Genomic DNA, 12,834 nt, shown 5'->3' on the forward strand with positions numbered 1-12,834 from the left:
TTTCCCTTTCGGTTATGTCTCTCTGATGATTTGTCTCTCGTTGACGCTACGCCATGCTTATTCAGGTAGCAACAGTCACCTCCGGCCCTTTGCAGTGGAGTGGTCGGCTCACTGTGCCTTTTTTCGATGAGGCAGCATCGTTTCCCTTTCTCAGATGGAATGTTGGTCCGACTGTCAGGGAATATTAGCACCTGCTAATATCTATAGCATTCTATGAAGAGGAAATCAAGCCTGTTATAGTGTGAAGTCGCTCTAGAGGCCGATTAAAGTGAGTTAGGTTGTGCTAACTCATTTGCAAAAAAATTTTTTATGTAATAGTTTATGACGTTGATGAATTTACATAAACAAGATCGGGAAGCCTCGTAGTTTCATAGTGGAGCGATGTATCGCGGTGGTTCGGCCTCACAAGCGGCTCCCTCACCGCGATACATCGCTCCACTACGAAAAACATTTCCGCCTTTGAAAGGAAAATTCCATATATGGAGCAGGAGGGGACGGTCCCGCCGGGATCGTCCCCTCCTGGTTGTTGCTGCTGTTCCGGTCTGCTAGTAGCGGTTGCCGGTCAGTGGCCTCCTCCTGGTGGGGGGACGCGTTGCGGCGATGGAGAGGACCATCCGCTCGACCAGCAGGCCATTGAGCCAGAGCGAGATGGTGTTGTCGCTCAGCTTCAGCTCTCGGAAGATCGCCTGAAGATCGCCCGGGAGCTGGGAGATTTCGAGGTCAGCCGCTGACCCGGCGATGTACAGGCCCGCCTTCGTGTCTCCGCGCGCCACGACGTTGGACTCCAGGTCTTTGACATCGACCATGTCGAAGAGTCCCCGGTAGAGCAGGCTCTCCGGCGGCTTCCTGTCCAGACCCGTCGCGTCGAACAGGAAGCCGAACGTGTTCCGGCGGAGTAGACCATCCGCATCGTAATGGACGATCTCCACGGACGTTTCTTGCAGCTCATACCAGGTGGCCTTGTCCGGGATCGACCGGGTTCCGGGCGTGAAAACGTTTGCGTAACGCCTCCGATTCTGTTCGTTGAACTTCTCTGGCGTGCTGGCCTGTACGTTGTACAGTGTTGCGCGTGGCCTACCTGCCGGGGAGGAGCCGTTTCGGTAGGCGCAGGACGGAGCCGTTCCGTCGATGATTTCTTTGGCGACGCACATGGTATTGCCGTCGCCGATGAAACCGATGCTCTCCGCGTAGAGAATGTCCGTGAAGGGGTACGCGCCCGGGTCATAGTCCAGGTCGTATGACCACAACTCGTAGAGCTTCTGGATCGCCGTGAGGGTCCACACGCGTTGTGGCCGGACCTTTTTGGCGATCTGCGCCATCTCTCTGCGGATCTCCTGAAGGCGCTTCCTCACCCGTGGAGTTGTGGGCACGCCTTCGAGTTGCCGCCGCTCCTTACGCAACGGTGCCAGTTGACCCCGCACCATCAGGAGATCCTCGTCGAGTTCGCGGGCCACTCGACCGTGGAGTTGTCGGGTTTTGGTGTCGGCGATCTTTGTCTGCTCTCGTCCCGGCCCTGTCAAGCAGATGACGGTGTCGGCGAGCAGAGTGCGTCGGGTGCCGTCACTTGCGTCGACCATCTCCACGAGCAGGCCGTCCTGAGTACGCCGCAACCGGGAGAAATCCACCCGCTGCCCCAGCAGGCACTCATCTATGTCCAGCACCATGTTTGTCGCGATGAGATCTCCCAGTGCGGTGCCAGGAACGTATTGGACTGTGCTTCCGTCGTCGCAGGTGACGGTTTTGGTCTCTCCCTTCAGCAACAGGTCAACGTTGAGGTAGACCTGTCGGCTGTTGACCACGTGCGTTGTCGGTCCCCCCTGGGTCGGCAGTGCTGGTGCGCTGAAATCAGAGATAGCGCACGAGCTGTTGATCCAGAAGGGAGAGTTGCGCCAGTCGCCGCCGATCCGTCGCTGGTCTGTGATGACGGTGACGCGGTGGAACGGCGCGAGAATGCTGGCGACGAGACAGGTGAGGGGACCACCGCCGATGATGACGATGGATTTGCGGACGGGACGCTGTCCGCTGCGAGCCGCCAGGTCGATCTCGTCGAGCTTGAGGTTAGAGGTGCGCTCGATGTGTTCGTCGAGCTGCTTCATCCAGCGGCGCAGAAGTCGTGCGTCCCCGAAGATGCGCTCGAAGATGGGCGCGATGGGGTCGGCGGGGTCGTTGAAGCGCCTGTCGAATCCGGCAGGAAGGGGGCGAGGCGTGGGCTGCGGCGTGTCGTTCACGCCGATTTGCTCGAAGAACTGTGCGAAGATCTGCAGGTGCTCCTGCCTGGTGCTCTGCTGCCAGACGACGAAGTCGGGACCGGAGATGTTGTCGAGCAGCTTCTTCAGCAGCTCGGAGACATCGGCGATCCCGGAATACCCTTCGATGATGCGCTTCAACTCACTGAGCGTACCCATCTTGCGTCCTTTCTTTCGGGTTGGACTGGGGATGATGCAGAATGGGGTAGGTGTAGCGTTCAGGTTGTATAGGGCAGGGAAAGGGGTGGCACTGCTTCGTTGGGGGACGAGCAGGGCGGGCGGCGCTCCGCAGTGAGAGCGCCGCCCGCCTGTGGGCCGGTGCTACTGCTTGGTGCCGTAGCCGTCAAGCAGATCCTTGAGCCTCTGTGCTGCGGGCCTCAACCCTCGGAGGATGTTCTGCTGGCGAACCATGCTGGTGCGTCGCTGCTCCAGGCCATCGTGCTTCGCGTTGTCCCGAGAGATGCGGGTCAGCATCTTCATCAGTTCGCCGAGGAGTTCCTTACGCTCCTCGTCGGTGAAGATCATTCCCTTGAGGCGCTCTACCTCGGCCTGGGTCAGGGAACTTGAGTTGACGGAACGGAGTTCGTCCGGCAGCTCGCTGTTCGCCTGAGAACTGGTGAGAATGCGTTCCCGCAGCTCAACTACACGACCATCGGACTCCCGGAGGGTGCCGTTCAGCTCCCTGATCTGTTGGTCGATTGTGTTGAGGCGCGTGTAGGATCGCTCCTCCTGTGTGGCGATCTGGAAGAGGAGCATGTCAACCAGCCGTTTGAGGTCGAGGAGGTCGGCGAGCTTCTTCAGGTTGTCGTCGTTCAGGCTGTCCGTGTCCAGGCTGCTCACCATCGTGACCAGGCGGTCGAGTCCGAGGCAGTTGGCGAGCCTCTTCAGATCGTACGAGGTCAGGTCGCCGTCGCTCAGCTTGATCTGGCAGAACGCATCGATCAAGCTCTGGCGGGGTGCTCGCCCGACGATGCGCCTGGCCTCGTTGTTGCTCAGTGTGCCGGCGTCGATGCGTCGGTCCACCTCAGAGATGAGGATGTCACCCGGGAGAGCCTGCATGAGCTCACGCTGCTTCCTGACGTTCAGCTCTTCAGCAGCGATGCGGGCCAGCACCTCAGCGCTGAGAATGTCACCGGAGAGGGCAAGCACGAGCAAGCGCTGCTCCTCGCCATTCAGCGTGTCGGCCTTGATGCGTCGGCTCACCTCAGTGCTGAGGATGTCACCGGAGAGGGCAAGCGCGAGTTTACACTGCTCCTCGCCATTCAGCGTGTCGGCCTCGATGCGTCGGCTCACCTCAGCGCTGAGGATGTCACCAGGGAGGGAAAGCGCGAGTTTACACTGCTCCTTGATGCTCAGTGTGAGCTTTTCGGCAGCGATGCGGGCCAGCACCTCAGCGCTGAGAATGTCACCCGGGAGAGTCTGCACGAGCTCACGCTGCTCCTCGATGCTCAGACTCCCCAGTATGCGCTGCCGAAGCGCCCGGCTCGTCCTGTAGATGCCACGGCCCGCCCAGTAGCCACCGAACCCGAAGATGGAGGCAGCGATGACCATGATGATACCGAGCGCGATGGCGACTCCGTAGGGGGTCGGCAGCGTCACGTAGCGATACCAGGACCACCCGGCGAGCGTTGCCCCGACGATGCCGTAGGTGAGGGCCGTTTTGCTCAGGTTGTTCGTGCGCACGTAGTCGTAGTAGGGGGTGGGTGCCCGCTTGATTCCGTCCACCGCGCAGATCACGAGCGACGCGAGCATCGCGGCGACGGTCAGCGGGCCGACGATTTCGATGAAGAGGTCCATGTCCCTTCCTTTGTACTGTTCCCGGAGGGTTGGGGGTGAGTTGAAAAGGAGGAAATGTCTGGCAACTATATGCCTGGCGACAAATCACTCTTTGTGGGGATGAGAGACGCCCATCATGGTAGAGCAGGTTTGATGCGAACCTTGAGCCAGGCTCACTAGCGAGGTACTACTCAAACGACCCCGGCCTATCTATTAGACGCGGATATGACTGACACGCCTATTTTGAGGACACAAGCCTCCCGATTGGTAATAGGACCAATATCTTTCACTTTTACTTGTACCCTGTCGCTGCGAAAATTGCAATGCCTGCTTGCCATGAAGCCGCTTGAGAGGCTGAGAGAAACGCATGCACTGGCATGTAAAGAGGACGCATTCATAGCGACAATCCCTTGCGGTTGTCGCGGTGGATATGCACAAAGCGTACATTTACCGCAACAACCGCAAGGGATTGTCGCTACGAGGGAGAACATTAACGTTCTGTCATGTGGGGATCGAGTGCGTCGCGGAGTCCATCGCCGACGAGGTTGCAGCTTAATACTGTAAAAAAGATGAGCAGCCCGGGGATGAAGACCAGGCCGGGATTATTATCGAAGAAGCCCTGTCCCGCACTGACCATACTGCCCCAGCTTGCCAGAGGTACCTTGATGCCAAAGCCGAAGTAGCTCAGGATCGATTCCAGAATGATGTTGTTACCGACCTGGAGCGTAGCGTTGACGATAATTGGCCCCGCTGCGTTGGGCAGGATGTGGCGGAAGATCAGGCGGAAATGGCGCGCGCCAATCGTTTGTGCGGCCAGCACATACTCGCGTTCCTTCTGTGCCAGAAACTCGCCGCGAATCAGTCGGGCCGCCGTCGTCCAGCCAAAGATGGCGATCAGGAAGATCACGCTGAGCGGCGATCCATTAGTGAACGAGGCGGAGAGGACGAACAGCAGCAGATAGAGCGGGATTGCCAGGATCGTGTCCGTAATGCGCATCAGCAAGCTATCCACGATACCGCCATAGTAGCCGGCAAATGCGCCGATGCCCACGCCCAGGACGATTGCTACGAACATCGAGCTGAGTCCCACCAGCAGCGAAATCTGTCCCCCGGCCATCGCGCGTGCAAACTCGTCGCGCCCCACATCATCGGCCCCGAGAGGCAATTGGAATGATGCGGGTGCAAAAGGCGCGGCCACTCCCACGTCGTCGGGATGGTTATGTCCCGTTACGAGCGGACCCAGGAAACAGAAGAGGAACAGGAGGATCAGAAAGATGGCTCCGGCTGAAGCCATGCGATGATGCAGGAAGCGGTCGAGAATGATTCGGCCCTGGCTGCGCCTTTTCTGAACGAGCACTGGCGATTGTTCTTCCAGCGGCTCCGGGGACTCTTCGGGCGTGGTATTGGTCTGCTCAAAAATCTCCATGCGAGAACTCCCTTCTTTATATATAGAAAGAGTTTGATAGCAGCATCTAGCTGTAGCGAATGCGCGGGTCCATGACACCATAGAGGATATCCGCGATCAGATTAAACAGAATGACCAGTATGCCGCTGAGCATCAGCATGGCAAGCAGGACGGGGAAATCTCGTTTCTCCAGCGAGTTGATGAAGAGCAGTCCCATGCCGGGCCAGGCGAAGATGCCCTCTGTGATCGTTGCGCCTCCCGCCACTGCGCCAAAGTCGATGGCAACGATGGTAATAAGAGGAATGATCGCGTTGCGCAGGGCATGTTTTGTGAACAGACGCGCCGAGGAGACACCCTTTGCTCTTGCCGTACGAATGTAGTCCTGCTTGATCACATCGATCATGCTGGCTCGCAGATAGCGGCTCCACCGTGCTGTGAAGGAGATCGCCAGCACCAGCATAGGCATAATCAGATGGAGCAGATGGTCGAGAAACGTATTAAGGGGGCTGAACGTATAGCCCAGCGTAGCCGTTCCTGATGTTGGCAGCCAGCCAAGCGCGACGCCGAAGATATCCTGGAAGAACAGCCCCAGCAGGAAGATCGGCATTGAGATACCAAAGTAGGCGAGGGTCGTAATTGTATAGTCGGTAAGCTGTCCCTGGCGAACCGCTGAGTAGATGCCCAGAACCAGGGTGAGCAGCAGAGCCAGAACGAAGGCGCTGATAAACAATTCGAGGGTGGCAGGCAAGCGTTGCGCCAGAATATCTGTTACGGACTGACCCGTCGAGAACGAGAAGCCAAAGTTGCCGCGCAAGGCATTGCCGATCCATTTAAAATATTGGACTGGCAGCGGATCGTTCAGACCGTAGCTGGCTCGCAGCGCTGCTCGCCCAGCCTCGTCCAATTGTGGATTATCCAGCACAGCTTCGGGGCCACCCGGCAGCAGGTGTAGCAATATAAACATGAGTACGGAAATCAGTATGAGGAGCGGGATCGCCTGAAGCAGGCGTCTCACAAGATACTGTCCCATGTTGTACCTCCGATAGAAGGGATTCCAATTCCGTAGTCCTCTGTCAAGCTTCATTGAGGTGTATCCAGAAACTCCTCAGGCATGTTCCCGTGTATGGCAGGGGCGATGGCTTGTCCTCGCCCTGGTGCCTCATCGCGCGGCCTGTGGAGGCGGACGAGGACAAGCCATCGCCCCTGCCATACACGGGGAAGTTCTCACCGCGTCATGTGCCAAATGAAGCTTGATAAAGTACTACGACACATTATAAAAGCATTTTGTTCTTGAGATAAGAAGGAGGTCTCCGTTGTTTATAGTGACGAGAGACCTCCTGGTAATCATGACTGAGTTGCCTGTCAATGCTTGAAATCGACAGTGTTTGCTCTATTATGCAGCAGAGGGGCAATGCCCGCCATCGCACCACCATTCCCAGACATTGACCGTTTCGGCAGCACCAAAGGGACCGGGCTTGTAGTTATGCGTTCCCTTTTTCGAGATGGAGATATCGTTCGGGCTAAACAGGAACGTGACCGGGAAGTCTGTCAACATGATTGCATGGATCTGATTGAAGATCTGCTGGCGCTTGGCTGGATCTGCGGTTGCCTGTTCCTGCGCGAAGAGATCGTCCAGCTTCGGGTTGCAATACCAGTTGAAATTGGCTTTGCCGATCTGGTCGCATGAGAAGTTGACAGCATCGTTGGCATCATAGTTGTAGCTGGAGGCCCATTCCGCCATATCATATTGACCAGCTTTACCGCTCGCCAGGAAGGTGCCAAAGAAGGTGCTGGCGGGATAGTTCTGGATATTGATCTTCACGCCAATTTTCTGGAAGTTCGCCTGATTGATAATCTCATCCTGTTCGCGCCACTGGTTGTTGGCGGTCGTCGAATACTGGAACTCCAGGCGCAGGTTGCCTTTCTGACGGACTCCATCGCTGCCTTTCTTCCAACCTGCATCATCGAGCAGCTTATTGGCGGCGTCCAGATCGAATTTCGGACAAGTGATATCGGCCTGATAGCCAGGGTTGTAGACCTGTGTATGGTCGGTGCAGGTTGGCACACCAGCACCCAGGCGAGAGACTTTGATCAATTGATCGTGGTCAACTGCCAGGGCTATCGCTTTGCGTACGTTGACATCTTTGAGCGCGGGATTGTTCTGGTTGAAGTGCAGCGCCTCGTAGTTGGCCGCGGTGCCCAGCGTCAACTGGTAGTTGTTGAGCTGCTTATACGACGGCAACTTGGAAGAATCGAGGAACCAGGCCGAGTCGATGGCACCCGATTGCAGGTCTTTCAAAATCGTCTCCTGTTTGCCGACTGGACGGAAGATCACCTTATCCAGATATGGCAGTCCTTCGGAGGCTCGATAATAGTTGGGGTTGCGCACCAGGGTATAATGATCGCCCGGCAAGCTCTCCTGCATCGTGAAGGGGCCGCTGACGACCGAGGGCTTCAGATTGTCTTTTGAGTGCTTGATTTGATCGGCAGCGATATTGGCGAAATAGTGCTTCGGCAATGGTGACTGCATGCCATCGATCCAGGTTGGCAGGAAGGCCGCGTAGGAATCCTTGAGATGGAAGGTGATGGAGAGTTTATCGGCGGAAACGTCTGCCGAAGCGATATGGCGCAGAGCAACGACGTTAGCGGCTCCAAACTTGGGATTGCTCCACAACTTCCAGGTGAAGTCGACGTCCTCAGCGGTCAACGGCTGGCCATCCGACCATTTGAGATTGGGGCGAAGATGGAAGGTCCAGGTTTTGGCATCTGCGCTCACCCCACCATTTTCTACGGTTGGCACTTCGGTCGCCAGGGCAGGCTGGACATGGCCGGTTGGGTCGCCGGTAAACAAGGGAGCATATAACGCTTGCATGACCATCCATGCGAACGTCTGTACGGTTGCGTTAGGGATCAATGAGTCAGGCTCGTTTGCCAGGTCGTCAACCCAGACACCGCCTTTGACAGGCTGTGAGCTATTCGTGGTGGTTGTGCTAGTCGTCGGCTTCCCCTCTGGCGCGCAGGCACCCAGGATCAGCCCAAGGATGACGAGTAGAGATCCCACCAATGCCAGGTGGCGAGTGTGCGATTGCTTTCGCATGTAATCCTCCTTCAAAAAGAGAGAAGAGCTATGATATTTCCTCTGTGTTGAAAAGAACAATCGGGCGAACGAAATGGTTACAACAATGGCTACGGGGTGAAAAAAGAAAACGGCTATCTCACATCTCCTTTAGCCGAGAAGCTCCTGTTCCACCTTGTCGGAAAAATGGCAGGCGGCATAGTGTTCACGCCCCTCTTTGGCCTCAAATGCTGGCTCAACCTCCCGACAGATCGCCTGTGCCATCGGGCAACGCGTATGAAAGCGGCACCCTCGCGGGATATTAACCGGGCTGGGCAGGTCGCCTGAGAGAATGATGCGCTGACGTTTGCGCTCTACCACTGGATCAGGAATGGGGACCGCCGAGAGCAGCACGCGCGTATAGGGATGCTTGGGAGCCGTATACAACTCGTCGCGGTCTGCGATTTCGACAATTTTCCCAAGATACATCACCGCGATACGATCCGCGATATGTCGTACTACGCTCAAATCATGTGAAACGAAGAGATAGGTCAGGTGGAATTGTTGCTGTAAGCGCTGCAAAAGATTGAGTACCTGAGCGCGCACCGAGACATCCAGAGCCGAGACCGGCTCGTCGGCGATCACGAATTCGGGGTTGATCGAGAGTGCGCGGGCAATGGCGATACGCTGGCGCTGCCCGCCGCTGAATTCATGGGGATAGCGATCAACATATTCGGGGCGCAGTCCCACCACTCGCAACAGTTCGATGGTGCGCTCGCGGATCTCTTCCGCTGAGCCGGTATGATAGATGTGCATGGGTTCAGCGATCAGCGACCCGATGGTAAAACGAGGATTGAGCGAGGCGTAGGGGTCTTGAAAGACCATCTGGAGGCGCTGGCGTATCTGCCGGAGCGGTTCGCCTTCAATGTGGGCGAGATCCTGGTTGTCGAAGAGAATCTGCCCCTCCGTTGGCTTATAGAGCCGAATCAGTGTACGACCGATCGTTGTTTTGCCTGATCCGCTCTCTCCCACCAGTCCCAGCGTGCTACCTTGCTCGATGCTAAAGCTGATGCCATCGACCGCTCTAACATAGCCAATCGTTCGCTGCAAGACGATGCCCTGCGTCAGGGGAAAGTGCATTTTGAGATTACGGACAGCAAGCAGGGTTTTGCTCTCTACCGAAGTGTTAACTGTTGTCATTGCCTGCACCTCCCTGGTCTGGCACCGTCGCGTGGGCTATACGCGACTGCTCATCGATAAATACCTGGAGTGCCTGCGTGCGTCGTCGCACCTGCGCATAACGCTGCTCCTCTTTGCTGGTAACGTCGATCCAGCAGGCTTTGTAATGATCGGTTGTGTCGGCTGCAAGCGTGAGTGCAGGTTTTTCGTTGCAGATCTTATGGGAGAAGTAGCAGCGCGGCTTGAATGGGCATCCTGTGGGTGGATGCAGCAGATCAGGCGGTGTTCCTTCGATGGTTTGCAGCGTCGCTTGCCGTGCCTCATCCAGGCGTGGCACGGAGCCAAGCAAACCGATGGTGTAGGGATGGCGAGGATCGGCAAAAAGCTGCTCGGTTGGTGCATCTTCAACCACTTTGCCAGCGTACATAACCAGCACACGGTCGGCGGCTCCTGCGACCACACCTAGATCATGCGTGATGAGGATGAGGGCGGTATGAAATTCCTGGCAGATAGTATTGATGAGTTCGAGGATTTGCGCCTGCACTGTGACATCCAGGGCAGTTGTTGGTTCGTCGGCGATCAGCAGCTTCGGGTTGCATGCCAGTGCTATTGCGATCATCACGCGTTGCCGCATGCCGCCGCTGAACTGATGTGGATAGGCGTCGAAGCGCTGCTGAGCGGAGGGGATACCAACTTTCTCCAGCAGCTCGATAGCGCGCTGGCGGGAAGCGCGTGCAGAAAGCTTGAGGTGTTGCTGCACTCCTTCGGCGATCTGTTCCCCGATGGGCATGGTTGGATTGAGGCAGGTCATAGGATCTTGAAAGATCATGCCAATCTTGCCGCCACGAATACCGCTCATCGTTCGCTCTGGAACTTTGAGTAGATCCTGGCCCTCGAAATAGATATGACCGCCAGCATACTCTCCTGGCGGTTGCGCGATGAGCCGCATGATGGAGAGCGAGGTAACACTTTTGCCGCAGCCACTTTCGCCAACCAGAGCGACCTTTTCGCCCTGCTGAATCGAGAAGCTCACATCATCGACGGCCCGCACATACCCGGATTTCGTCTTAAAATACGTTTTGAGGTTCTGAACATCTAATAGAGGCTCTCCCAAATTCTAACCTCCTGTACATCATATGGCCTTGCGGCCAATCTCTGTAATTTCTCTGTGCAGGCAATAACAACAAATCGTGGTGGAAGGTTACAACAAATCGAATAAATTTTTCTCACCTCTTTGATTATGTTGTCGTGACGTAATGATGCACTTATGAAAAAGGCAAAAGAAAAGCACGACCGTAGACGTGGGGCTGAGGGAACGGCTCATGAAGCCGTTCCCTCAGCCCCACGTCTACGGTGGTTCTCAGGGGGCCGCGTAGCCGATCAAGTCGAGAATCTCCCTGGCCTTCTCGAACTGGCCCACCTCGTACAGGCCAGCCGCGCCCATGAGGGCAGCCTTCAGAGTCGGATCGATCTGCCGCTCGGCGATCCGATAGAGCTGGTTGGCGCCTGCCTCTGCCTTGTGGTTCGAGTCCATGTCTTACCTCCCTTCGATGACTCGATAAGCTGGAATAGCCTGATGCCATCCCGCCTCCGCCCGGTACAGTTCCTCATTCGTATTGTGTGAGGAGGTGCTGTGCCGCACGGAGGCGGGACGGATTGAGCGTGGCAGCAGGAAGAGGGTGTGCCAGCGGTTTCTGGCGTCAGGTACTCACGCGCGGGAGTTTATTCGGGCGACATCCCGCGCGAAGTATTGGAGGCGGCCAGGATGAGGTTTCATGAAACCATTTCCAGCGATCTGCCCGCTTGCTCACCTCATGCTACGAATGAGGTACTGGATTGCTCCCTGTTCGCCTCCTTGCTGGAATGAGCGACGGAGCTGGAGGTATGCAGCGTCTCCGTTGGCGATCTGGTGGATGCGCTCCAACTCTTCCTGGAGACCCTTGGCCACCATCAGAGGCTCGACCTCCCTGGCGAGGAGCAGGATGCCTTCCTTCACGGTGACCCTGTCCGCCTGGTCGCCCGTGAACGGGTTGGTGATGACGGCTTCGAGGCCGTCGCGTGCCGCCGTACGGCTGTCGGCGTTGATCCAGGCCGCCGCTCGATCCTTCTGTGCCCCGTTCATGTACGCGAACGGGGGAGTTCCCTTGCGGTGCAGGAGGTAGATCCAGTCGTAGACAGTCTCGTCGAACGCGGACCAGGCCAGCGTGTCCTCCGGCCTGCTTTGCGTTCCCTTCTCCCGGTGTTCGTGGGTGTCACGAGGCCCGCCAGCAGAAGGCGGCTCGTGGGCGACACGGTACTCGCCACGCCACTGACGGAGGAGGTAGCTCTTTGCACGCCTGGCCTCCACCCTGCCGGATGCGACCTCTCCTTCGAGCCAGTTGACGAAATTAGCTTCGTCGTCGAACGCCGGTCCGATCCCGAAGCTCTCCAGGACGCTCAGCCACTCGTGGCGGACCGTTGCCAGCCCGGTGTCCACGACTTCTAGCGCGTTCGCGTTCGCGGGGACACATAGCGGACCGTTGGCCGTACCCCCGGTGAACAGAGGCACGAGCGGGATACCCAGGTTGCGAAGATGCAACTCCTGCGTTGAGCTGAGACCGGGGACACTGTACTGGTCCTGTTCGCAGGCCACGTGGCCAGACTTTGCGAAGGGATGGCCGATGAACGGCCTGGCCCGGCCCTCCATCCGCTGCCAGATTCCTCGCAGGTACGTCGGGAACTCCGGGATGTCTGCGAGGCTGAAGTGTCCGTCCCAGGCGTGGGGGTGGACATCGACCCCGATGATGGTCAGGTCGAACTGTGCGAGACCATCCCGCAGGAAGTCCAGCGTGGCGAAGAACCACGACCGCAGTTCGGCGTGCGACCGGAGGACCGGGCTGTTCAGCTCGATGAGCCAGTGGGACAGCTCCTTTGCGAAGGTGTCTTGGTTCACTCCCCTGGTCTGGAGGAGATCCCACCGGAGGTAGCTGTCGAGCCAGGCCCAGACGAGAACCATTTCCTCGGCGGTAGCTCGCCGACCGTCGCTCAGGTGAACGACGTGGAGTTCGATCTCCTTGCCGCGCTTTCGCTCCTTGAGGGCCTCCAGGTCTTGGAGGATGCTGGTGGTTTTGTTGTTGGTGTGCATGATCTTCTTTCTCGCTGAGGTGGACTCTTGAGGGGCCGTCGGGCCGACC

The 12,834-nt window shown here is 57.4% G+C and carries 10 protein-coding genes; 1 reads left to right on the top strand and 9 read right to left on the bottom strand.

The window, feature by feature from the left end:
• Window positions 1-545: 545 nt before the first annotated feature.
• From K3T83_RS18270 to K3T83_RS18300, 8 genes are all read right to left on the bottom strand, one after another.
• On the bottom strand, window positions 546-2,405 hold the full coding sequence (locus K3T83_RS18270) for a hypothetical protein (protein WP_220204390.1): 1,860 nt from the start codon (window positions 2,403-2,405) through the stop codon (window positions 546-548).
• Window positions 2,406-2,464: 59 nt separating this feature from the next.
• On the bottom strand, window positions 2,465-2,593 hold the full coding sequence (locus K3T83_RS57240) for a hypothetical protein (protein WP_268963467.1): 129 nt from the start codon (window positions 2,591-2,593) through the stop codon (window positions 2,465-2,467).
• Entirely contained in the window at window positions 2,568-4,043 is a 1,476-nt protein-coding gene (locus K3T83_RS18275) for a hypothetical protein (RefSeq protein WP_220204391.1), read from the bottom strand. The genes K3T83_RS57240 and K3T83_RS18275 overlap by 26 nt, the downstream gene beginning before the upstream one ends.
• 469 nt (window positions 4,044-4,512) lie before the next feature.
• A complete protein-coding gene (locus K3T83_RS18280) occupies window positions 4,513-5,448 on the bottom strand; it encodes an ABC transporter permease (RefSeq protein ID WP_220204392.1) in 936 nt (311 codons plus the stop codon).
• Window positions 5,449-5,494: 46 nt separating this feature from the next.
• Window positions 5,495-6,457 carry an ABC transporter permease gene (locus K3T83_RS18285; protein WP_220204393.1) on the bottom strand — a complete coding sequence of 321 codons (963 nt, stop codon included), beginning with the start codon at window positions 6,455-6,457 and terminating at the stop codon, window positions 5,495-5,497.
• A gap of 363 nt (window positions 6,458-6,820) precedes the next feature.
• Window positions 6,821-8,524, bottom strand: a complete 1,704-nt coding sequence (locus tag K3T83_RS18290) for an ABC transporter substrate-binding protein (RefSeq protein WP_220204394.1) — start codon at window positions 8,522-8,524, stop codon at window positions 6,821-6,823.
• Window positions 8,525-8,653: 129 nt separating this feature from the next.
• Window positions 8,654-9,682 (bottom strand): ABC transporter ATP-binding protein, encoded by a 1,029-nt coding sequence (locus K3T83_RS18295; protein ID WP_220204395.1) that lies wholly within the window; start codon window positions 9,680-9,682, stop codon window positions 8,654-8,656.
• Window positions 9,669-10,775 carry an ABC transporter ATP-binding protein gene (locus K3T83_RS18300; RefSeq protein ID WP_220204396.1) on the bottom strand — a complete coding sequence of 369 codons (1,107 nt, stop codon included), beginning with the start codon at window positions 10,773-10,775 and terminating at the stop codon, window positions 9,669-9,671. The genes K3T83_RS18295 and K3T83_RS18300 overlap by 14 nt, the downstream gene beginning before the upstream one ends.
• A gap of 153 nt (window positions 10,776-10,928) precedes the next feature.
• Between K3T83_RS18300 and K3T83_RS18305 the strand changes: the two genes are divergently transcribed.
• Window positions 10,929-11,285 (top strand): hypothetical protein, encoded by a 357-nt coding sequence (locus K3T83_RS18305; RefSeq protein WP_220204397.1) that lies wholly within the window; start codon window positions 10,929-10,931, stop codon window positions 11,283-11,285.
• A gap of 183 nt (window positions 11,286-11,468) precedes the next feature.
• Here the strand turns inward: K3T83_RS18305 and K3T83_RS18310 are convergent, their stop codons facing one another.
• Window positions 11,469-12,785 carry a glutamate-cysteine ligase family protein gene (locus K3T83_RS18310; RefSeq protein ID WP_220204398.1) on the bottom strand — a complete coding sequence of 439 codons (1,317 nt, stop codon included), beginning with the start codon at window positions 12,783-12,785 and terminating at the stop codon, window positions 11,469-11,471.
• Window positions 12,786-12,834: the final 49 nt, after the last annotated feature.

It is taken from the genome of Reticulibacter mediterranei (assembly GCF_016587455.1).